Here is a 20,719-nt window from a genome sequence, read left to right as displayed (position 1 = left end):
TTAGAAATTATCCGGCATCTTCGCCTTCGCCCGCGCCGCTTCGCGGGAAATCATGCCTTTCTGCAGCAACCGCTCCAGGCACTGGTCCAGGGTCTGCATGCCCAGGGAACCACCGGTCTGAATAGAGGAGTACATCTGGGCGATTTTGTCTTCTCGAATGAGGTTCCGGATGGCCGGGGTGCCCAGCATGATTTCGTGGGCGGCAATCCGGCCACCGCCCATTTTCTTCATCAGGGTCTGGGAGATAACCGCCTGCAGGGATTCCGAAAGCATGGAACGGACCATGGATTTCTCTTCCGCCGGGAACACATCCACCACCCGGTCAATGGTCTTGGCGGCGGAGGTGGTGTGCAGCGTGCCAAATACCAGGTGGCCGGTTTCGGCGGCGGTCAGGGCCAGGCGAATGGTTTCCAGGTCCCGCAATTCGCCCACCAGGATGATGTCGGGGTCTTCACGCAGGGCCGAACGCAACGCTTCGTTGAAGCCGAGGGTATCGCGGTGTACTTCCCGCTGGTTGACCAGGCATTTTTTCGAATCGTGCACGAATTCGATCGGGTCTTCGATGGTCAGTACGTGTTCGTAGCGGGTGTCGTTGATGTAGTCGATCATCGCCGCCAAAGTGGTGGACTTACCGGAGCCAGTGGGGCCGGTCACCAGCACCAGGCCACGGGGAACCGAAGACACGTCCTTGAAAACCTGGCCCATGCCCAGATCTTCCATGGTCAGTACTTTCGAAGGGATAGTCCGGAATACGGCGCCGGCACCCCGGTTCTGGTTAAATGCGTTAACACGGAAGCGGGCCACACCGGGCACCTGAAAGGAGAAGTCGGTTTCCAGGAATTCCTCGTAATCCTTGCGCTGCTTGTCGTTCATGATGTCGTAAATCAGCCCGTGCACTTCTTTGTGCTCCATGGGCGGAAGGTTGATTCGGCGCACATCGCCATCAACACGAATCATTGGTGGCAACCCGGCCGACAGGTGCAAATCCGACGCACCCTGTTTGGCCGAAAAGGCAAGCAGTTCAGTAATATCCATAGGTTTCCTCGGAGGGCTTTTTCTTTTGGTCCAGAAGCGGCAAACTCACAGTATGAGCAGCATAGCAGACAACATCGGGAGCGTAACCCGACGCATACAAAAAGCAACAGTGGCCGCCGGGCGCGATCCCGACAGTGTGCACCTGTTGGCGGTCAGCAAAACGCGCCCACCGGAAGCTATCCGTGCTGCCGTCGCGGCCGGGCAAACGGCCTTTGGTGAGAACTACCTGCAGGAGGCGCTCGAAAAGATCGATGCCCTGCAGGATTTAAGCGAGCTGGAGTGGCATTTCATTGGCCCGATCCAGTCCAACAAAACCCGGCAGATTGCCGAGTCCTTTGCCTGGGTGCATAGCGTGGACCGGTTGAAAATCGCCCGCCGGCTGAGTGAGCAAAGGCCGGACGGGCTGCCGGCCCTGAACATTTGCCTGCAGGTCAATATTAATAACGAGGCGTCGAAGTCCGGCTGTCGGCTGGAGCAGTTGCCGGAGCTGGTGGACGCGATAGGGGAACTGCCCAACCTGTCACTGAGGGGGCTGATGGCCATCCCGAACCCGGACCAGCCGGAAGGCGAGCTGCGCCTGAGTTTCCGGAAGCTGGCCGGCACCCTGCGCGCGCTTAAACAGGCACATCCGGAAGCCGGCCCGCTCGACACGCTGTCCATGGGAATGTCCGGTGACCTGGAAACGGCCATTGCCGAAGGGGCCACCTGGGTCCGGGTGGGCACCGCCGTGTTCGGTGCGCGCGAGAAAAAGCCGGCACAAGGCTGAAGCCGCCGGTTCCTGCTATGATGCGGATAATCCATTAACGACCAAGCCCGGGAGTGAACCTTGAGTACCTCACCCACCATCTCGTTTATCGGCGCCGGCAACATGGCCAGTGCCATCATTGGCGGCATGCTCGACAGCGGCTTCAAGGCCGGTGATATCTGGGTCAGCGCACCGGACGACAACCACCTGCAAACCCTCCGCAAGCGTTTTGGTATCAGCGTGACCACCGACAACCGCTATTGCGCCGAACAGGCCGACATGGTGGTATTGGCCGTCAAACCCCAGGTGATGGCGGATGTCTGTCGCGACATTGCCCCGGTGGTGCAGAATACCCGCCCGCTGATGGTCTCAATCGCAGCCGGCCTGACCGCCGGGACCCTGGACCAATGGCTGGGTGGTGGCCTGCCGCTGGTGCGGGTCATGCCCAACACACCGTCACTGGTGGGCAAGGGCGCCGCCGGCCTTTATGCCAACAGCCAGGTGAAGGATGACCAGAAGAAAATGGTGCAATCGGTGTTCGAAAGCATCGGCACCGCCCTGTGGGTGGACGACGAAAACCTGTTGCACGCGGTCACCGCGCTGTCTGGCAGCGGCCCCGCCTATTTCTTCCTGATGCTCGAAGCGCTGGAATCCGCCGCCACCGAGGCCGGCATTGATGCCGACACCGCCCGCAAGCTGGCCATCCAGACCATGGCCGGCGCCGCCGAAATGGCCGGGCGCAGCGAGCACGACCCGGCCCAGCTCAAGCGCAATGTGATGTCACCGGGCGGCACCACCGAACAGGCCATCCACACCTTTGAAGATGGCGGCCTGAGGGAACTGGTGCAAAAAGCCTACGGTGCGGCCTTTACCCGCTCGCAGGAAATGTCCAAAGAACTGGCCGACAAACAGTAACCGATAACGGAGACACCGCTTCATGCTGGCAGACATTGTCATCACCATCCTGGCGATTGCATCCACCTTTTATATGACGGTGGTGCTGTTGCGTTTTCTGCTGCAACTGGCACGGGCTGATTTCTACAACCCCATCACCCAGTTTGTGGTGAAGGCGACCAACCCGCCCTTGCGCCCATTGCGCCGCATCATCCCCGGCTGGGGCGGCATAGACGGCGCCTCGCTGGTGCTGGCAGTGATCATCCAGGCGCTTGCCTTTTTCTTCATACTGATCGCCCTGAATGGGGGCATCCCGTCCCTCAACCCGCTGACACTGCTGGTGTGGGCGGTGCTGAATGTGCTCGGGCTCATCGTGAAAATCTATTTCTGGTCGGTGATTGCCGTGGTGGTGGTCAGTTGGATCGCCCCGCAAAGCGGCCACCCGGCCATTCAACTGGTGGCACAGCTGACCGAACCGGTCATGCGCCCGGTGCGTAACCTGATGCCCTCCATGGGCGGGCTGGATCTGTCACCGATTATTGTCTTTCTGATTCTGAACGTGATCAGCGTGGTGATTGATCACATGAAAGTGGCCGCCGGCCTGGGTGCGCTTGGCCTGGGCATGTAACTGGTACAGCAATAAGGAAGGATCGATGGAACAGCAGGGAACACTGTCGCGGCAGGTACAAGCCTACCATCAATGGAAAAAAGACCTGATCCGGCAGATGGGTTACTACCAGCTGTGGCTGCAGAACAACGAGCTGTTCTCCGACGACATCGGCCAGCGCATCCGCAATGGGGTGGAGCTGTTGCTGGCAGACGAACTCACCATTGCCTTCGTCGGTGAGTTCTCCCGGGGCAAAACCGAGCTGATCAACGCCCTGTTCTTTTCCGATTATGGTCAGCGCATGCTGCCCTCGGAGGCCGGGCGCACCACCATGTGCCCAACCGAACTCTTCTTCGATCGCGACAGCCGGGAAAACTACCTCAGCCTGCTGCCCATCGAAACCCGCACCGGCGAGTTGTCGCTCCAGCAATTGCGCAAGCAGCCCGAGCGCTGGCACCGCTTCGAGCTGGATGAGCACCATCCGGATGTCATGCGCGATGTGCTGGCCGAAGTGGCCCGTAACAAAAGCGTGACACCGGAGCAGGCCCGTGACCTGGGCTTCAACGAAGACATGCTGGACCACGACCGTGACAACCCCGGCCATGTGCTGGTGCCGGCGTGGCGCCATGCGCTGATCAGCATCCGCCATCCGCTGTTCGAGCAGGGGCTGCGCATCCTCGACACCCCGGGCCTGAACGCCCTGGGCTCGGAGCCGGAACTGACCTACAGCATGTTGCCCCGGGCCCATGCCGTCATCTTCATCCTCAGCGCCGATGCCGGCGTCACCGCCAGCGACATGGCCCTGTGGCGAGAACACATCGACACCCGCGAGGCCGATCACCGGGCCGGACGCTTCGCGGTACTGAACAAAGTGGATGTACTCTGGGATGACCTGCAGGGCGAGGCACACACCCGGCAGGCGATTGAACGGGTACGCGCCTCCACCGCCGACCATCTGGGCATTCATCAGCGGGACATCATTCCACTATCGGCGAAACAGGCCCTGCTGGCGCGGGTGCGCAAAAACAAAGCCCTGTTCGAGCGCGCCAATCTGGGGCAACTGGAAAACCTGATCGTCGAGCGCATTCTTACCTACAAGGAACAGCTGATCACCCAGAACCTGATCAGCGATTTGCTCGGCATGCTGCAAAACAGCCAGGCCAACCTGCAGGCAAGACTCGAAGGCCTGGAACAGGAGCGCCAGGCCTGCAGCGGTCAGACCACCGACAAGGCGGCCCTGCGCCGCATGGCGGAGAAAGCGCAAAAGGAATACGACTTCTATCACAAGCAGGTGATTGCCCTGCGGTCATCGAGGCGACTGATGGACTCCCAGGGTGACATGCTGGCCCGGATCGTCAGCGAAGATGCCTTCGAGGCCCACGCCGCACAAGCCCGGGAACAGATGAGTAACAGCTGGACCACCGCCGGCATGAACCGGGCCATGGAGCAGTTTTTCGAGCGCCTGGAAAGCGACATCGCCAACCTGCTGACCGAAGCACGACTGGCGGAAAAAATGGCAGCCGGCATCTACAGCCGCTACAACCAGGACAGCCGAAGCCAGCATCTGGCACCGGCTCCCCTCAGAGTGGGCCGGCACATGATCGCCGTGCGCGAACTGCGCAAAAAAGCCAGGCGTTTTCGCATCAGCCCGAAGAACCTGCTGACCGAACAATCCCTGCTGATCCGCCGGTTCTTCAACGTGATGGTCAGCGAAGCCCGCCGTCTGCACGAGCGCGCCCGCCAGGATGTCGAGCGCTGGCCGCAGCAGGCGTTGCTGCCAGTCATGCAGTATTCCCTGGAGCAAAAGCAGATGCTGGAACACCAGATCCGCCGGCTGCGGGAAATGGTCCAGGCTGATCGCAACAGCCGCGCCGAGCGGGAGCGGCTGGATAAAACGATCGCCGACATTCAACGCCAGTTGGCAATGACCAACACCATGAGCCGGCAAATCCGCAAACCGCCGCCCAGCACCAGCCAACAAAAAGTGGTGAACCTGTCCGGCGCTGGTTAGCGCCGGTTGCAGGTGCTGGCGGGCGGCTTTACACTTCTGCGTTCGCATACTGTTGAGCAGGAAACCTCACACCCATGCCCGATACCCTGCCTGCGGATTCCGTAGGCCTAGTCAGCCCGGAAACCCTGCACTTCGACCAACCCATTGCGCTGGCCTGCGGCCAGACCCTGGACAGCTACGACCTGGTGGTCGAAACCTATGGCACGCTGAACAGCGATGCCAGCAACGCCGTGCTCATCTGCCATGCCCTGAGTGGCCATCACCATGCCGCCGGTTACCACGCCATGGACGAACGCAAACCCGGCTGGTGGGACAGCTGCATCGGCCCCGGCAAACCCATCGACACCAACCGTTTCTTCGTGGTCAGCGTGAACAACCTCGGCGGCTGCCACGGCAGCACCGGCCCGGCCTCGACCAACCCGGCCACCGGCAAACCCTACGGCCCGGATTTTCCGGTTATTACCGTGACCGACTGGGTCGAAAGCCAGGCCCGGCTGGCCGACCGGCTGGGCATTGAACAATGGGCCGCCGTGGTTGGTGGGTCCCTGGGCGGCATGCAGGCCTTGCAGTGGAGCCTGAGCTATCCGGACCGGGTACGCCACGCGGTGGTCATTGCCTCAACGCCGAAACTGAGCGCCCAGAACATCGCCTTCAACGAAGTGGCCCGCCAGGCCATCACCTCCGACCGGGAGTTTCACGAAGGCCGCTATTACGATTTCAACGCCATTCCCCGCCGGGGCCTGATGCTGGCTCGCATGGTCGGGCACATTACCTATCTGTCCGATGCCTCCATGGGCGAGAAATTCGGCCGGGAGCTGCGTGATGAAGCCTACCAGTTCGGCTTTGGTGCCGAATTCCAGGTGGAAAGCTACCTGCGCTACCAGGGCGAGCGCTTCTCCGAGAGCTTTGACGCCAACACCTACCTGTTGATGACCCGGGCACTGGATTACTTCGACCCGGCCTGGGAAACCAATGGGGACCTGGCTAAAGCCCTGGCACCGGCAAAATGCGAATACCTGGTGCTGTCTTTCAGCACCGACTGGCGGTTCTCACCCGAGCGTTCCGAGGAAATGGTGAATGCCATGATTTCCGCCAGGAAAAAGGTCAGCTACGCTGAAATTGATGCGCCCTGGGGGCATGATGCGTTTCTGATCCCCACCCCCAGGTACACTGACGTATTCACGGCCTATCTGGACCGGGTCGCACGGGAGGTTGGCGCATGAGACCGGATCTCGACATCATCCAGCAGTGGGTTACCCCCGGCCAGCACGTGCTCGATCTTGGTTGTGGCGACGGCACCCTGCTGGATTTCCTGCAACGTGAACGCAACGCCACCGGTTTTGGCCTGGAAATCAACCCGGACCACATCACCACCTGCATGGGCCGTGGCGTGAGTGTGATCGAGCAGAACCTGGATACCCAGGGACTGGACAACTTTGATGACGGCATGTTCGATATCGTACTGATGACCCAGGCCCTGCAAGCCGTGCGCCGGCCAGACCGGGTGATCGAGGAAATGCTGCGGGTGGGCCGGGAAGGCATTGTTACCTTCCCCAACTTCGCCCACTGGCGTCTGCGTTGGGGGCTGACCCTGAGCGGCCGCATGCCCGAATCGAACGCACTGCCGTATAAATGGTATAACACCCCTAATATCCGGCTTTGCACCTTCAAGGATTTCGAGGCGCTGTGCCGGCAGAAAGGCATTCGCATCAAGAGCCGCCGGGTGGTGGACTGCCAGCACCAGAACAGCTGGCTGGCCCGGGCCTGGCCCAACCTGCTCGGCGAGATTGCCATTTACCGTATCACGCGGGAGGAATAATCATGATTACACGTTCTGTCAGTGCTTTCTTACTGGCCTTCTGCTCCCTGCTGCTGGCATCCCTGCCGGCCGCAGCCGGAGAAAAGGATTTTGGCGATTACCAGGTGCACTGGAGCGTTTTCCCCAGCACCTTCCTGTCACCGGAGGTGGCCCAGGCCAACGATCTGACCCGCTCCCGGGGCATTGGCATCGTCAATATCTCGATCATGAAAGAGGATGAAAATGGCCAGCCGCAACCGGTTAACGGCCAGGTGGAAGGCAAAGTCTCCAACGATATCCAGCAGGTAAAGTTTCTGGCATTCCGGCGTATTCAGGAAGGCGATGCGGTGTACTTCATCGCCCAGTACCAGTATTCCTCTGGCGAGTTGATGACCTTCAACGTGGAAGCCCGCCCCCGGGGCCAGAACGAGGCCATGCCCTTACGCTTCACCCACACCTTGTTCAGTGACTGAGACCATGCTGAAAAAACTCGTCATCGCCAGCAACAACAAAGGCAAGCTTGCCGAATTTGAGCACCTGCTCGCGCCTCTGGACTTCACCCCCCTGCCCCAGGGCGACCTGGGCGTTGGAGAGGCGGATGAGCCGGCGGTCACCTTTGTCGAAAATGCCATCCTCAAGGCCCGCCACGCCGCCCGGCAGACCGGGCTGCCAGCCCTGGCGGACGACAGCGGGCTGGCCGTGGATGCCCTGGGTGGACAACCCGGAGTACGTTCGGCCCGATACGCCGGCCCCGGCGCTACCGATGCCGATAACGTGGCCGCCTTGCTGGAAGCACTGGCCGACATACCCGAAGCCGAACGGACGGCCCAGTTTCATTGCGTGCTGGTGTACCTGCGCCATGCCGACGATCCCACGCCGTTAATCTGCCATGGCCGCTGGCCCGGCCGGATTCTTGAGCAACCCGTCGGCGACGGTGGTTTTGGCTACGATCCGGTGTTTTTTGCCCCGGAGTACCAGTGCAGTGCCGCCGAGTTGAACCGCGAGCAAAAAGGCCAGATCAGTCATCGTGGCCGCGCACTGGCCAGCCTGCTGGAACAGTTGAAGGCCAATGCCTGACCCCCTCCCGTCAACCGCCACCGCCCCGGTGGCGGTCTGCCCGCCCCTGGCGCTGTACATCCACGTGCCCTGGTGCGTGCGCAAGTGCCCCTACTGTGACTTCAATTCCCACGCCATTCGCGGCGAGCTGCCGGAACAGGCCTACCTGGCCGCCATTATTGAAGATCTTGAACAGGACCTTGCACTGGTTCGCGACCGGGCCATTGAAAGCGTGTTCATCGGCGGGGGTACACCCTCGCTCATGTCCGGCGATTTCTATGAACGGCTGTTTGAACAACTGCGCCGGTATCTGACATTCAGTCCCGACGCCGAAATCACCCTGGAAGCCAATCCCGGCACCCTGGAAGCCGGCCGGTTTGAGCATTTTCGCAGGGCTGGCATCAACCGTTTATCAATCGGCGTGCAGAGCTTCCAGCCGGAACACCTGCAGGTCCTCGGGCGCATCCACGACCGGGACGCCGCCCTGCAGGCCATCACCAGTGCCCGCGAGGCCGGCTTCGACAATTTCAACATCGATTTGATGCACGGTCTGCCTGGGCAAACACCAGAGCAGGCCCTGGCCGACCTGGAAACGGCGCTGGCACAGGGGCCGACACACCTGTCCTGGTACCAGCTGACCATCGAGCCCAATACCGAATTCTTCTCACGCCCACCCACGCTGCCCGATGATGAGCGGCTCTGGCGCATCTATCAAACCGGCGCCGATTATCTGCGCAGCCAGGGCTTCAACGATTACGAGGTCTCGGCCTGGAGCCGGCCGGGGCGGGAAAGCCGGCACAACCTGAACTACTGGACTTTCGGGGATTATCTGGCCCTGGGTGCCGGCGCTCACGGCAAGATCAGCACGGCGGACGGCCGTATTTTCCGCTACTGGAAAACCCGCCAGCCGGAGGCCTATCTGAACCGGATCGGTTCGCGTACTTCCGGCACCGAAGACATCGACCCGGCCGAGCGGCCGCTGGAATTCATGATGAACGCTCTGCGACTGAGCGGTGGGGTGCCTGAATCTCTCTATTGTGAACGCACCGGTTTACCGCTGTCCCCGGTTTCGGTAAAACTGGAGGAACTGAGAGATAAGGGACTGCTGGCCCGCTCTGGCATACAGGCCACGGAGCAGGGCCAGCGTTATCTGAACAGCCTGCTGGAGCAATTCCTGTGACGGACCATCATCGCCCCACCTGGCTACCGGGACTGCCCATGCGCCTGCCCATGAAAGTATCCATGGCGCTGGCGGGAGTATTGTTCCTGGCGCTGGTGATCATCAATAACCTGCTGCAGACAGCGGCTGCGCCCCAGGGCATGATCAGCTTCCAGCTGGCCGGCAGTGCCGAGCAGGCCCACAGCATTATTCGCAGTTGGAGTGATGGCCGCCTGGGGCTGGCCTATACCGCCTTGTGGCTGGACTTCGCGTTTATCGTGAGTTATCTGGCCACGCTGCTGCAGCTGACCCGCCATTTCACCCGCGACCGGCCCGGTATCCGTGAACGGCGCATTGCCCGCGGCGTACGCGTGGTATTCGTGCTGGCGGCACTGGCCGATGTGGCGGAAAACCTGGTGTTACTGAACAACGTCAACCCGGCGACCGACGCCTTGAGTCTGGCAGCCGCGATCCTGGCGCTGCTGAAGTACACGGGCCTGATTCTGGGCGTGGCGGGACTGGTGATTATACGCGCTGCCCGCCGACACCCGTTACAGCCGGCGGGCTGACAACGGATGCATGGCGGCGTTTCGCTGTACGGGCAGGATCAGTTGGTGCGGTAGAACAGCAAATCCCAGACCCCATGGCCCAGGTTTTCTCCGCGTTTTTCAAACTTGGTAATCGGCCGGTCGTCCGGGCGCGGTGAGTACCCGCCCTCTTCCCGGGTATTGGCAAAGCCTTCCGCCTCGCTCATCACTTCCAGCATGTGTTCGGCGTAGTTCTCCCAATCGGTGGCCAGGTGCAGAACACCGCCGACGCGCAGTTTGTGACGAATGCGCTGAACAAACTCCGGCTGCACCAGACGGCGCTTGTGATGCTTTTTCTTCGGCCAGGGGTCGGGGAAGAACACCATCACCCGGTCCAGGCAGGCCTCGGGCAGGCACAAGTCAATCACATCGTTGGCATCGATGCTGTAGATGCGTATGTTTTCCAGGCCACGCTCCTCCACTTCCTTGAGCAACGCGCCCACACCGGGCAAATGCACCTCAACGCCGATAAAATCCTGCTCCGGCGCCGCCTCGGCCATGTCGGCCAGTGACCGCCCCATGCCAAAGCCAATCTCCAGGTTCAGCATGTTATCGCGGCCGAATACCTGGCGCGGATCAATCATGCCATCTTCACGGCTCAGGCCGTACTTTGGCCACAGGCGGTCATAGGCTTTCTTCTGGCCTTCGGTCATGCGGCCCTGGCGCAGCACAAAACTGCGCACGCCACGGCGGGTGGTCACCGGATTGTCGCCGGAGGACTCTCGATTATCGGTCTGATCGGTCATGTCATCCTCTCTCCGCCACAGCGGATGGGTTTCTTGGAAATTTACCGACAGTTTAACAGAGTCCGCCCCGTCAGGCGGACACCAGGGAATTCTGACCATGCTGACGGTCAAGCTGACGATACCCCAGCGCTTCTATCAGATGCTGGCGCTGCAGCTCTGTGGCACCGTCCAGATCCGCCAGCGTCCGGGCCACCCGCAGAATCCGGTGTAACGCCCTCGCCGACAGGCCCAGCCGTTCCATGGCCGAAGACAACAACTTCTGGCCCTCGACCTCCAGATAACAGGCCTCATCCAGTGCCCGGCCAGCCAGGGCGGCATTGAGTGCACCCCTTCGTTGTTGCGCAACCCGTGCGCGCATCACCCTCTGGCTGACACTGGCACTGCTTTCCCCGGCCCCGGCATTGCCACCCGCGCCCAGCAACACTTCACCGGTCTGCACGGGCACCTCCACGTGCAGATCAAAACGGTCCAGCAGCGGCCCGGAAATTTTGGCCCGGTAACGCATGACCTGGGTGGGCGTACATTGGCACTCGATGTTGGGATGGCCGTGGTAGCCACAGGGACAGGGGTTCATGGCCGCCACCACCTGGAAACGGGCCGGGAAGGTAACCTGCCGGGCCGCCCGGCTGATGACAATCTCACCACTTTCCATCGGCTCTCGCAGCACTTCCAGCACACGCCGGTCGAACTCCGGAAGTTCATCCAGAAACAGCACTCCGCGGTGCGCCAACGAAATTTCACCCGGTCGCGGGCTGCTGCCACCGCCCACCAGCGCCACCGCCGAGGCGGTATGGTGAGGATTCCGAAATGGCGGTTTGCGCCACTCGCCGGCCTGCACGGCATGACCGGCCACCGAGTGCACGCTGGCCACTTCCATTGCAGCATGGTCTTCCAGGGGCGGCAGGATGCCCGGCAGGCGGCTGGCCAGCATGCTTTTGCCGGTGCCGGGAGGACCGAAAAACAGAAGATTGTGACCACCAGCCGCCGCGACCTCCAGGGCCCGGCGTGGCACCTGCTGGCCACGGACATCGGCCAGGTCCGGCCCGTTGACCGCCGCTGGCGTATTTTTGTCATCCTCGGCCCGTGGCAGAGGCACCAGTTTGGCACGGCCAGACAAATGCTCGCACACCGTCAGCAGATGGCTGGCCGAAAGCACATCGTTGTTACTGGCCAGGGCGGCTTCCGCCGCATTCTCCTGTGGCAACAGCAGAACCCGGCCCGCTTCGCGGGCGGCCAGCACCGCCGGCAACACACCTTTAAGCGGCCGCAGGGCACCATCAAGCGAAAGCTCGCCAATGCATTCGATATTTTCCAGCGATTCAGAGGGAATCTGACCGGAGGCGGCCAGAATGCCCAGGGCGATGGGCAAATCAAACCGGCCGCCCTCTTTGGGCAAATCGGCGGGCGCCATATTGATGGTGATCCGGCGGGCCGGGAACTCGAAGCCGGCATTCAGCAGGGCACTGCGCACGCGGTCCTTGCTCTCACGCACACCGGTCTCCGGCAAGCCAACAATGGAGAGGGCAGGCAAACCGCCTGACAGGTGCACCTCAATGGTCACTTCGGGGGCGCTGACGCCAATACAGGCGCGGGAATGAACAATGGCAAGCATGGCAACCTTTCCTTGGCAGGGAATCAACACACGCGGGCACGTCCCGTGCCCGCGTTTGAACACTGTATCAGAACCGGAGTAAAACGGGGGCGGTCAGGACTGTCGGCTTTCCAGTTCTGCCACCCGCTTTTCCAGCGCTTCGACTTTTTCACGGGTTTTCTCCAGCACCGCCTGCTGGGCATCGAATTCTTCCCGGGTAACCAGTTCCAGACGCGACATGATGGCCATCACGCTAGCCCGTACCTGGTTTTCCACGTCGTCCCGGGCCGCTTTGGCCATGTCGGGAACAAACTGGCCGAACTGGCCCTGCAACTGGGCAAAAATATCCTGTGGCCCTTTCATTACGCACCTCCGGGCCTTTCGCCCGCCTCTGGATAAACTGTGTGATTTGTGGAGCAAAAGTGTACCACACCCCGGCCGCTGCCATACTGTCGGGCAGCAGCTCTATAATGGCAGGGTCAGAACATGCGCTGTTTTGAGCCAGGTGTAACGCACTCGCCCCACATTAGTGCGTGCATTTGCGCTAAAATAGCACCGCGTTTATACAAGCAGCTGTATTAAAAGAACTTTTTTGCGTTGGCATACCCGATGCTAAAGCCTACGTACGCAATCCGCACAATTGATGTGCGAGGTGGCAGCATCCCCCGAACCCGACACCTGGCCCGCGGGGCCACTGATCGGAACGGTTTTATAAGGAGACAGCAATGAAACTTGTGACAGCAATTATCAAGCCTTTCAAGCTCGATGATGTGCGTGAAGCACTATCCGAGATTGGTGTACAGGGCGTGACCGTAACTGAAGTCAAAGGCTTCGGCCGGCAAAAAGGCCACACCGAGCTCTATCGGGGCGCGGAATACGTGGTGGACTTCCTGCCCAAGGTAAAAGTGGAAATCGCCATTGGCGACGATCTGCTTGACCAGGTTATTGAGGCCATCACTAAGGCCGCGAATACCGGCAAGATCGGCGATGGCAAGATTTTCGTGACCGAACTGGCCCAGGCCATCCGGATCCGGACGGGCGAAACCGGCGAAGAAGCGGTCTGATCCCGACCCGGCCAGTTTCCAGCCAACGCAAAAAATTCTGATTTAAAAGCCTTGTGCGGAGGGCTTCCCATGGAAAGTAATCTCTTTCACCTGCAGTATGCGATAGACACCTTCTATTTCCTGGTATGTGGTGCCCTGGTCATGTGGATGGCCGCCGGCTTTGCCATGCTCGAATCGGGCCTGGTGCGCGCCAAGAACACCACCGAAATCCTTACCAAAAACGTGGCCCTGTTTGCCATTGCCTGCACCATGTACCTGGTGTGCGGCTACGCCATCATGTATGGCGGCAGCTACTTCCTCTCCGGCATTGCCGGTATTGATGTCACCAGCATCCTGGGCGACTTTGCCGATCGTGAGGGCGGTTTTGAAGGCGGCTCGATCTACTCGTCAGCCTCTGACTTCTTCTTCCAGGTGGTGTTCGTGGCGACCGCCATGTCCATCGTATCCGGTGCCGTGGCCGAGCGCATGAAGCTTTGGTCCTTCCTGATCTTTGCCGTGTTCATGACCGGCTTTATCTACCCGCTGGAAGGCGCCTGGACCTGGGGTGGTGCCGATGTATTCGGCATGTACAACCTGGGCGACCTGGGCTTCAGCGACTTCGCCGGCTCCGGCATCGTTCACATGGCCGGTGCGGCCGCTGCCCTGGCCGGGGTTCTTCTGCTCGGCCCGCGTAAAGGCAAGTACGGCCCGAACGGCGAAATTCGCGCCTTCCCGGGTGCCAACCTGCCGCTGGCGGCTCTGGGTACTTTCATCCTGTGGATGGGCTGGTTCGGCTTTAACGGCGGCTCGGTTCTGAAGCTGGGCGACATCGCCAGCGCCAACTCCGTGGCCATGGTATTCCTGAACACCAACGCGGCCGCTGCCGGCGGCGCCATTGCCGCCCTGGTCACCGCCCGCGCCATGTTCGGCAAGGCCGACCTGACCATGCTGCTGAACGGCGCCATCGCCGGCCTCGTGGTCATCACTGCCGAGCCGTCCACGCCGAGTGCGCTGACAGCAACCCTGTGGGGCGCCCTGGGTGGTCTGGTCGTGGTGCTGAGCATCGTTGCCCTGGACAAGCTGCGCATTGATGACCCGGTCGGTGCCATCTCCGCCCACGGCGTGTGTGGTTTCCTTGGCCTGCTGCTGGTACCAGTGACCAACTCCGGCGTGAGCTTCAGCGGACAGTTGATTGGTGCGGTCACCATCTTCGTCTGGGTATTCGTGGCCAGCCTGATTGTCTGGAGCATCATCAAAGCGGTGATGGGTATCCGGGTATCGGAAGAAGACGAGTACGAAGGCGTCGACTTGTCCGAGTGTGGTATGGAAGCCTATCCGGAGTTTGTTTCCAGCAAATAAGCTCTGGCACGGACAACAACAAGCTGGTTGAACCAGTGACCAAAAAAGGGGGTGCCGAAACCGGCACCCCCTTTTTCGTGTTTGCTTGACCGGCAATCCCCTCTGCAGAGCAAGCCGGCTCAGCCCTCTTCCGGATGCACTTCGTCTTCCAGCGCATCCACCATGAATTGCGGCATCGCCAGTGCTCCCTGGTGGATGCCCCGGTTGTAATAGCGGGTAACGAATGGCCGCTCGTCCGCGTCTTGCTCGCGGAAATACTTCAGCGGGTTCTCCTTGCTTCCCATGGTGCAGCTCCACCACCCGGTGGGGTAGACGGGCTGGGGGAACGGCAGGGTCTGCACGTGGCTCAGACCGGCCTTCTTCATGTCATTGTGAATATCGCGAATAATGGTGTTGGTGTGCAGCAACGGCGATTCACTCTGCTGGACAATAATGCCGCCCTCGCGCAGCGCCGCCAGCGCATCACGGTAGAAATCCAGCGCAAACAACCCTTCGGCCGGGCCGACGGGATCGGTGCTGTCGATGATAATCAGATCCACACTGTCCGGCTCGATGTCGCGCATCCACTGGATACCGTCACCGAAGAAAAAGTTGGCGCGCGGGTCTTCGTTGCTCTCGCACAGTTCCGGGAAGTATTTCTCGGACATGCGGGTTACCCGCTCATCGATCTCCACCTGCCAGGCTTCTTCCACGCCCGGGTGTTTGAGCACTTCTTTCAGCGTGCCGCAATCGCCACCGCCGACAATCACCACCTTCTTCGGGTTCTTGTGGGTGAACAGCGCCGGGTGGGTCATCATCTCGTGGTACAGGAAATTGTCACGGGACGTCAGCATCACGCAGCCGTCCAGCACCATCAGGTTGCCGAAGGTTTCGGTTTCATAGATTTCAAGCTTCTGGAAGGGCGTCTGCTCCTCGTGCAGCTTCCGTTTAACCTGCAGGGAAAACGCCGTGCCCTGATCCTGGAACACTTCGGTAAACCAACCATCATTCAATGCTGTCATGTCTGCCTCTCAGTCTGTGCCATTGCAGCGATGCCCGGCCTTTTGCCGGCGGCGTATTGTAGGGCCAGCGAGCAGCTCCTACAATGCAGCCAGTCGCCGCTTGCCCGGTTTACCCACAGGATAGCAACCATGCCCGAATCCGCCGCCCATCAGGTTTATAACATTGCTCACTGGAGTGACGGCTATGTGTCTGTCAACGAAGGCGGCGAGGTGGAAATCCGCCCGGACCGCGGCCGAACCCCGGCAAGCATCAACCTGCCGGGCCTGACCCGCTCCCTGGTGGCATCCGGCGTAACCCTGCCTGTGCTGATCCGCTTTACCGACGTGCTGCACGACCGGGTCAACCGCCTGTGCGATGCCTTCAACCGGGTCACCCGGGAACAGGATTACCGGGGCAGCTACACCGCTGTCTACCCGATCAAGGTCAACCAGCAACGCCGCGTGGTCGAGGAATTGCTGGCCGCCAAACCCGCCGCCTCCGCCGGCCAGATCGGCCTGGAAGCGGGTAGTAAACCGGAACTGATGGCGGTGCTGGCACTGGCCGGCAAACCCGGTTCGGTGATTGTCTGCAACGGCTACAAAGACCGGGAATACATTCGCCTGGCCCTGATCGGCCGCAAACTCGGCTACCGCGTGTTCATTGTGGTGGAAAAGCAGTCCGAACTGCCGCTGATCCTGGAAGAGGCCGGTAAGCTCGGCGTACAGCCACTGATTGGCGTGCGGGCCCGTCTGGCCAGCATTGGCAAGGGCAACTGGCAGAATACCGGGGGCGAGAAATCCAAGTTCGGCCTGTCGGCCGGTCAGGTGCTTGATGTGGTGGAAACCCTGCGCCACCACAACGCCCTGGAAGCCCTGCAGCTGCTACATTTCCACCTTGGCTCGCAGATCGCCAATATCCGTGACATCCAGACCGGCCTGCGGGAATGTGCCCGCTTTTATACCGAGTTGCGCCAGCTGGGCGCACCGGTGGGCACCGTGGATATCGGCGGCGGACTCGGCGTGGATTACGAAGGCACCCGCTCGCGCAGCAACTGCTCGATGAACTACAGCCTGGCCGAATACGCCTACAACGTGGTGCACGTGCTGCAGGCCGAGTGCGACCGTCAGGGCATTGACCACCCGCACCTGATCAGCGAATCCGGCCGGGCGCTGACCGCCCACCATTCGGTGCTGGTCACCAATGTGATTGACCGGGAAACCCCGGATGTACGCACGCCCCGGCCGCCCAAACCCGAGGCACCGGCGCCGCTGCAGGATCTCTGGCGGGATCTGACCAGCCTGCAGGATGAGCGCTCCCCGCGCGCGCTGGCGGAAATCTACCACGATGTACTGCACGCCATGGCCGACGTACACGCGCAGTTCTCCCACGGTCTGGTTTCTCTGGCACAGCGGGCCCAGGCGGAAAACCTTTATACCAACTGCTGCCGCCTGCTGCGCGGCCAGCTCAACACCGCCAACCGCGCCCACCGGGAAATTCTCGACGAGCTGAATGAAAAACTGGCGGAAAAGCTGTTCGTCAACTTTTCACTGTTCCAGTCCCTGCCGGATGTCTGGGGCATCGACCAGATCTTCCCGGTGATGCCGGTGAACGGCCTGAACCGGCCACTGACCCGTCGGGCGGTTATCCAGGACATCACCTGTGACTCGGACGGCCGCATTGACCACTACGTGGACGGCCAGGGCATTGAAACCACCCTGCCCCTGCCCGAGGAAGACAGCAATGAGCCACAGCTGATCGGCTTTTTCATGACCGGCGCCTATCAGGAAATCCTCGGCGACATGCACAACCTGTTCGGCGACACCCACTCGGTGGATGTGCGCCTGGACGACACCGGCCACTACTCCGTGACAGGAACGGTCAATGGCGATACCGTGGCTGAAGTGCTGAAGTATGTGAACTTTGACGCGGGCACCCTGCTGGCTGCCTACCGCAGAAAATTCGCCAACCAGGGTCTGGATAGCGAGCCGGATCAAAAACTTCTGGCGGAACTGGCCGAGGGCCTGAACGGCTACACCTACCTCGAGCACTGAGACAGATCAAGAAAAGCGCATTTTTTTGATTTTTTGGCACGCGACGGCAATCCACTTATTGCAGGGGGGCGTAAATCCCTTCACTGACAAATCTGCGATGAGTGAATAAAATGATAGCCATAACGCGCTCAACCCACGCGACCGTCAAGGAGCGTCCGGTGACCACACTGGAGCAAAAGCCAGCCAAAGCCGAGGGCCGAAAAGACCCCTGGGGCGTGTTGCTGGAGAAAGTGGGCAAACATCAGGACAGAGCCGCCTACCAGGCTCTGTTCGAGCACTTCGCCCCGCAGATCAAGTACTACGCCATTTCCAACGGCATAGCCAATCACGCCGAGGAACTGGTGCAGGAAGTTTTTATCTCCATCTGGCGACGGTCCTGCCTGTACGACTGGCGCAAGGCTGCCGCATCCACCTGGATATTCACCATCGCCCGTAATCAGCGCATCGACATGCTGCGCAAACTGCAACGCAGAAACGCGGAAATGGCGGTGGAAACGGAAGACCTGTGGCAGATTCCCGGTGAAAATGAAGACGAGCCGGTTACCTCTCTGCATCGGCTGATGTCGGAACGGCGCATCCGTGAATCGCTCAGCCAGCTGCCGGAAGAGCAGATCACCGTGATCGCCAAGGTGTACATGGAACACAAATCCCACCAGATGGTGGCCGACGAGCTGGGCATTCCGTTGGGTACCGTGAAAAGCCGGGTTCGCCTGGCACTGAACAAGTTACGAGTTATTTTGCAGGACCAGAACGTATGACACGGCATCATCCCGACAGCCTGACATTGATGGAGTACAGCGCGGGCAACCTGACCGAACCCCGGGCGTTGTGCATCCGCCTGCATCTGGCCGAGTGTTCGCACTGCCGGAGCCGGGTCGATACCCTGGACAGCCTGGGCGCGGTAATGATGGATCAACAGCCCAAAGTGACCGTGTCTGAGACAAGTTTCGAGCAACTGATGGCGCGCATTGATGCCGCCCCGGAGGACACCTCGCCGGTGGTGGAAACGCCCAGACTGAGCCCGATCCAGAAACTGTTGGGCGACGATCTGGACAATCTGCCGTGGAAACGCCAGCTCGGCGACGTGAGCGTGCTGGACATTACCGACAAGTTCGCCGACCAGAGTGAACGGGTGGTTCTGCAGAAACTGTGTGCCGGCGGCAAGGCACCCGCCCACACCCATAAGGGCGACGAAACCACGGTGATTCTGCAGGGCGCCTTCGCCGACAAGAACGGCGTGTTCAACCAGTGGGATTTTGTTTCCCTGGACGAGCACGACGAACACCGCCCGGTGGCGGTGGGCAACGAAGACTGCATCACCCTGTCGGTACTGAGCGCCCCCCTGAAACTGACCGGCACCTTTACCCGCCTGCTGAACCCGTTTATTCGTTAATCCCGGGACTACCGGCGGCAGCCCCAGGCTGTCGCCGGCCCTTCCCGTTTACCAGGGCAAATCACTGCCATCCCAGTTGATGAACTGGCCATTGTCTTTGTCAGACAGGCTCTCAAGCACCCGGAAAAGATTGTCTGCGGTTTCGTCCGGCTCATGTACCGTCAGTTTGGCCAGCGACTGGCTGAACGGTTCGCTCAGCGCCGAGCGCGTGGTACCCGGATGCAGGGCCACGCAGGCAATGGGGGCACACCTCCGGGGCAACTCCACCGACAGATTCTTTACCAGCATGTTCAGTGCGGCTTTCGAGCACCGGTACGCGTACCAGCCACCCAGATGGTTATCAGAAACAGAACCAACCTTCGCCGACACCGCCGCTACCCGCTTCAGATGCCGGCCACGCAGATGTGGCGCCAATGCCTGCATCAGCAGCCCGAAGCCCAGACAGTTTACCTCGAACGCTTTTATCATGTTCCGGGGCTGCATATCCTCCAGCCGTTTTTCCGGAAACATGGCCGCATCGTGTAGCAGGCCAGTGGCGTACACCACATTGATCAGCGGTTCCCGGGATGCCAGCAGGTCCGCCAGCCGGTCAACCGGCAGGGATTCCGGAGCATCCGCCTGCCAGGGCAGCAGTCGCACCCGCGGGTCATCCCTGAGTCGGAAGGATACGGCCTCCGGCTTTCGGCAAAGGCCGATTACCGTCTCTTGGGTCTGCGCCAGATAACGCTCCGCGAGGGCAGAACCGATGGCACCGGACACTCCGGCGATAAGGGTGGTCATTGTGTGCCTCCTGATTACTTCAACCGGCCCCGGACTTGTTACAATGGCCGTTTCCACTTTCATCCTACGAGCCAGACATGACAGCCGATGATTATCACTTTCGCTTTGGCGGCATAGAACGCCTGTACGGCCGCCAGGCATTAACCGCCTTTCGCGATGCCCACATTGTCATTGTCGGGCTTGGCGGCGTGGGCTCCTGGGCCGCCGAGGCCCTGGCTCGCAGTGGCATCGGCACACTCACGCTGATCGACATGGACGACATCTGCGTGTCCAACACCAACCGCCAGCTGCACGCCCTGCAGGGCCAGTATGGGCAGACCAAAACCGACGCCATGGCACGCCGGCTACAGGCCATCAATCCACAGGCCGACATCCGGGTGCACTTTGGTTTCCTGACCAGCAAAAATGTGCAGGAGCTGATCACCAGCGACATCACCGGTGTGGTGGATGCCATCGACAGCGTAAACGCCAAGGCCGCCCTGCTGGCCCACTGCCAGCGCCGCAAGATTCCGGTGGTGTGTGCCGGTGGCGCGGGCGGCCAGACGGACCCGACGCAAATACAGGTCGCAGACCTGTCGAAAACCACGCAGGATCCGTTGCTGGCGAAAGTGCGTAATAAACTGCGCCGGGAATACGGCTTTTCCCGCAATCCGAAACGGCGTTTCGGCATAGAGGCGGTATACTCTCTGGAACAGCTGACCTACCCGGCAGCCGACGGTGACGTGTGCCAGCAGAAGCCGGCCACCGATGGCCCGGTGCGGCTGGATTGCGCCTCCGGTTTCGGCGCCGCCAGCCCGGTCACGGCCAGTTTCGGTTTTTTTGCGGCGTCCCGCTTGCTCAATCGCATTGCCCGGCGCGCCACCCCTTAGAACATCAACACGGT

At 60.8% G+C, this 20,719-nt stretch carries 22 protein-coding genes; 16 read left to right on the top strand and 6 right to left on the bottom strand.

The features are described from left to right. Entirely contained in the window at positions 1-1,035 is a 1,035-nt protein-coding gene (locus BMZ63_RS06145) for a type IV pilus twitching motility protein PilT (protein ID WP_091703082.1), read from the bottom strand. 52 nt (positions 1,036-1,087) lie between these two features. Here BMZ63_RS06145 and BMZ63_RS06140 point away from each other — a divergent pair, with 52 nt between their 5' ends. From BMZ63_RS06140 to BMZ63_RS06095, 10 genes are all read left to right on the top strand, one after another. After that, positions 1,088-1,801, top strand: coding sequence for a YggS family pyridoxal phosphate-dependent enzyme (locus tag BMZ63_RS06140; protein ID WP_091703079.1), 714 nt, complete (start codon positions 1,088-1,090; stop codon positions 1,799-1,801). Positions 1,802-1,861: 60 nt separating this feature from the next. Further along, positions 1,862-2,695 carry a pyrroline-5-carboxylate reductase gene (gene proC / locus BMZ63_RS06135; RefSeq protein WP_091703077.1) on the top strand — a complete coding sequence of 278 codons (834 nt, stop codon included), beginning with the start codon at positions 1,862-1,864 and terminating at the stop codon, positions 2,693-2,695. A gap of 22 nt (positions 2,696-2,717) precedes the next feature. Further along, positions 2,718-3,302, top strand: a complete 585-nt coding sequence (locus BMZ63_RS06130) for a YggT family protein (RefSeq protein WP_091703074.1) — start codon at positions 2,718-2,720, stop codon at positions 3,300-3,302. Positions 3,303-3,327: 25 nt separating this feature from the next. Then, entirely contained in the window at positions 3,328-5,292 is a 1,965-nt protein-coding gene (locus BMZ63_RS06125) for a dynamin family protein (protein ID WP_091703072.1), read from the top strand. A gap of 74 nt (positions 5,293-5,366) precedes the next feature. Next, positions 5,367-6,515, top strand: coding sequence for a homoserine O-succinyltransferase MetX (gene metX / locus BMZ63_RS06120; protein ID WP_091703069.1), 1,149 nt, complete (start codon positions 5,367-5,369; stop codon positions 6,513-6,515). Then, positions 6,512-7,111 carry a methionine biosynthesis protein MetW gene (gene metW, locus BMZ63_RS06115; protein WP_091703066.1) on the top strand — a complete coding sequence of 200 codons (600 nt, stop codon included), beginning with the start codon at positions 6,512-6,514 and terminating at the stop codon, positions 7,109-7,111. The genes metX and metW overlap by 4 nt, the downstream gene beginning before the upstream one ends. Positions 7,112-7,113: 2 nt before the next feature. Beyond that, complete coding sequence (locus BMZ63_RS06110) at positions 7,114-7,563, top strand: DUF4426 domain-containing protein (RefSeq protein ID WP_091703063.1); 450 nt, start codon at positions 7,114-7,116, stop codon at positions 7,561-7,563. A 4-nt stretch (positions 7,564-7,567) separates the two neighbouring features. Beyond that, entirely contained in the window at positions 7,568-8,167 is a 600-nt protein-coding gene (rdgB, locus tag BMZ63_RS06105; RefSeq protein ID WP_091703060.1) for an RdgB/HAM1 family non-canonical purine NTP pyrophosphatase, read from the top strand. Continuing rightward, on the top strand, positions 8,160-9,326 hold the full coding sequence (gene hemW / locus BMZ63_RS06100; RefSeq protein ID WP_091703058.1) for a radical SAM family heme chaperone HemW: 1,167 nt from the start codon (positions 8,160-8,162) through the stop codon (positions 9,324-9,326). Before rdgB ends, hemW begins: the two co-directional genes overlap by 8 nt. Continuing rightward, a complete protein-coding gene (locus BMZ63_RS06095) occupies positions 9,323-9,874 on the top strand; it encodes a hypothetical protein (protein ID WP_227663443.1) in 552 nt (183 codons plus the stop codon). The genes hemW and BMZ63_RS06095 overlap by 4 nt, the downstream gene beginning before the upstream one ends. A 38-nt stretch (positions 9,875-9,912) precedes the next feature. On the opposite strand, the gene trmB is transcribed toward BMZ63_RS06095, so the two are convergent. From trmB to BMZ63_RS06080, 3 genes are all read right to left on the bottom strand, one after another. Further along, a complete protein-coding gene (gene trmB / locus BMZ63_RS06090; protein WP_091703053.1) occupies positions 9,913-10,638 on the bottom strand; it encodes a tRNA (guanosine(46)-N7)-methyltransferase TrmB in 726 nt (241 codons plus the stop codon). A 70-nt stretch (positions 10,639-10,708) separates the two neighbouring features. Then, complete coding sequence (locus tag BMZ63_RS06085) at positions 10,709-12,250, bottom strand: YifB family Mg chelatase-like AAA ATPase (RefSeq protein WP_091703050.1); 1,542 nt, start codon at positions 12,248-12,250, stop codon at positions 10,709-10,711. Positions 12,251-12,343: 93 nt separating this feature from the next. Further along, complete coding sequence (locus BMZ63_RS06080; RefSeq protein ID WP_091703049.1) at positions 12,344-12,592, bottom strand: accessory factor UbiK family protein; 249 nt, start codon at positions 12,590-12,592, stop codon at positions 12,344-12,346. A 362-nt stretch (positions 12,593-12,954) separates the two neighbouring features. Between BMZ63_RS06080 and glnK the strand changes: the two genes are divergently transcribed. Together glnK and BMZ63_RS06070 are read left to right on the top strand one after the other, a co-directional pair. Further along, positions 12,955-13,293 carry a P-II family nitrogen regulator gene (gene glnK / locus BMZ63_RS06075; protein WP_091703047.1) on the top strand — a complete coding sequence of 113 codons (339 nt, stop codon included), beginning with the start codon at positions 12,955-12,957 and terminating at the stop codon, positions 13,291-13,293. Between the two features lie 69 nt (positions 13,294-13,362). Further along, on the top strand, positions 13,363-14,631 hold the full coding sequence (locus BMZ63_RS06070) for an ammonium transporter (protein ID WP_091703044.1): 1,269 nt from the start codon (positions 13,363-13,365) through the stop codon (positions 14,629-14,631). A 119-nt stretch (positions 14,632-14,750) separates the two neighbouring features. On the opposite strand, the gene speE is transcribed toward BMZ63_RS06070, so the two are convergent. Then, a complete protein-coding gene (gene speE / locus BMZ63_RS06065) occupies positions 14,751-15,632 on the bottom strand; it encodes a polyamine aminopropyltransferase (protein ID WP_091703041.1) in 882 nt (293 codons plus the stop codon). 129 nt (positions 15,633-15,761) lie between these two features. Between speE and speA the strand changes: the two genes are divergently transcribed. From speA to BMZ63_RS06050, 3 genes are all read left to right on the top strand, one after another. Continuing rightward, complete coding sequence (gene speA, locus BMZ63_RS06060; protein WP_091703039.1) at positions 15,762-17,663, top strand: biosynthetic arginine decarboxylase; 1,902 nt, start codon at positions 15,762-15,764, stop codon at positions 17,661-17,663. A gap of 158 nt (positions 17,664-17,821) precedes the next feature. Next, positions 17,822-18,421 (top strand): sigma-70 family RNA polymerase sigma factor, encoded by a 600-nt coding sequence (locus BMZ63_RS06055; RefSeq protein ID WP_091703036.1) that lies wholly within the window; start codon positions 17,822-17,824, stop codon positions 18,419-18,421. Further along, a complete protein-coding gene (locus BMZ63_RS06050) occupies positions 18,418-19,056 on the top strand; it encodes a ChrR family anti-sigma-E factor (protein ID WP_091703033.1) in 639 nt (212 codons plus the stop codon). The genes BMZ63_RS06055 and BMZ63_RS06050 overlap by 4 nt, the downstream gene beginning before the upstream one ends. A 48-nt stretch (positions 19,057-19,104) precedes the next feature. Here BMZ63_RS06050 and BMZ63_RS06045 read toward each other — a convergent pair whose 3' ends face one another. Further along, the gene (locus BMZ63_RS06045) at positions 19,105-19,836 is read right to left on the bottom strand and encodes an SDR family NAD(P)-dependent oxidoreductase (protein WP_091703030.1); all 732 of its coding nucleotides are present in this window, start codon (positions 19,834-19,836) and stop codon (positions 19,105-19,107) included. A gap of 77 nt (positions 19,837-19,913) precedes the next feature. Between BMZ63_RS06045 and tcdA the strand changes: the two genes are divergently transcribed. After that, a complete protein-coding gene (tcdA, locus tag BMZ63_RS06040; protein WP_091703027.1) occupies positions 19,914-20,705 on the top strand; it encodes a tRNA cyclic N6-threonylcarbamoyladenosine(37) synthase TcdA in 792 nt (263 codons plus the stop codon). Positions 20,706-20,719: the final 14 nt, after the last annotated feature.

Source organism: Marinobacter persicus (assembly GCF_900114155.1).
Classification (GTDB): Bacteria; Pseudomonadota; Gammaproteobacteria; order Pseudomonadales; family Oleiphilaceae; genus Marinobacter; species Marinobacter persicus.
The sequence above is the reverse complement of the archived record's forward strand: the minus strand, read 5'-3'. Positions and strand labels throughout refer to the sequence as shown.

Coding starts and splice junctions, on each gene's coding strand:
- BMZ63_RS06145 (WP_091703082.1), bottom strand. CDS start 1,035: ATGGATATTACTGAACTGCTTGCCTTTTCGGCCAAACAGGGTGCGTCG.
- BMZ63_RS06140 (WP_091703079.1), top strand. CDS start 1,088: ATGAGCAGCATAGCAGACAACATCGGGAGCGTAACCCGACGCATACAA.
- BMZ63_RS06130 (WP_091703074.1), top strand. CDS start 2,718: ATGCTGGCAGACATTGTCATCACCATCCTGGCGATTGCATCCACCTTT.
- BMZ63_RS06125 (WP_091703072.1), top strand. CDS start 3,328: ATGGAACAGCAGGGAACACTGTCGCGGCAGGTACAAGCCTACCATCAA.
- metX (WP_091703069.1), top strand. CDS start 5,367: ATGCCCGATACCCTGCCTGCGGATTCCGTAGGCCTAGTCAGCCCGGAA.
- metW (WP_091703066.1), top strand. CDS start 6,512: ATGAGACCGGATCTCGACATCATCCAGCAGTGGGTTACCCCCGGCCAG.
- BMZ63_RS06110 (WP_091703063.1), top strand. CDS start 7,114: ATGATTACACGTTCTGTCAGTGCTTTCTTACTGGCCTTCTGCTCCCTG.
- rdgB (WP_091703060.1), top strand. CDS start 7,568: ATGCTGAAAAAACTCGTCATCGCCAGCAACAACAAAGGCAAGCTTGCC.
- hemW (WP_091703058.1), top strand. CDS start 8,160: ATGCCTGACCCCCTCCCGTCAACCGCCACCGCCCCGGTGGCGGTCTGC.
- trmB (WP_091703053.1), bottom strand. CDS start 10,638: ATGACCGATCAGACCGATAATCGAGAGTCCTCCGGCGACAATCCGGTG.
- BMZ63_RS06085 (WP_091703050.1), bottom strand. CDS start 12,250: ATGCTTGCCATTGTTCATTCCCGCGCCTGTATTGGCGTCAGCGCCCCC.
- BMZ63_RS06080 (WP_091703049.1), bottom strand. CDS start 12,592: ATGAAAGGGCCACAGGATATTTTTGCCCAGTTGCAGGGCCAGTTCGGC.
- glnK (WP_091703047.1), top strand. CDS start 12,955: ATGAAACTTGTGACAGCAATTATCAAGCCTTTCAAGCTCGATGATGTG.
- BMZ63_RS06070 (WP_091703044.1), top strand. CDS start 13,363: ATGGAAAGTAATCTCTTTCACCTGCAGTATGCGATAGACACCTTCTAT.
- speE (WP_091703041.1), bottom strand. CDS start 15,632: ATGACAGCATTGAATGATGGTTGGTTTACCGAAGTGTTCCAGGATCAG.
- speA (WP_091703039.1), top strand. CDS start 15,762: ATGCCCGAATCCGCCGCCCATCAGGTTTATAACATTGCTCACTGGAGT.
- BMZ63_RS06050 (WP_091703033.1), top strand. CDS start 18,418: ATGACACGGCATCATCCCGACAGCCTGACATTGATGGAGTACAGCGCG.
- BMZ63_RS06045 (WP_091703030.1), bottom strand. CDS start 19,836: ATGACCACCCTTATCGCCGGAGTGTCCGGTGCCATCGGTTCTGCCCTC.
- tcdA (WP_091703027.1), top strand. CDS start 19,914: ATGACAGCCGATGATTATCACTTTCGCTTTGGCGGCATAGAACGCCTG.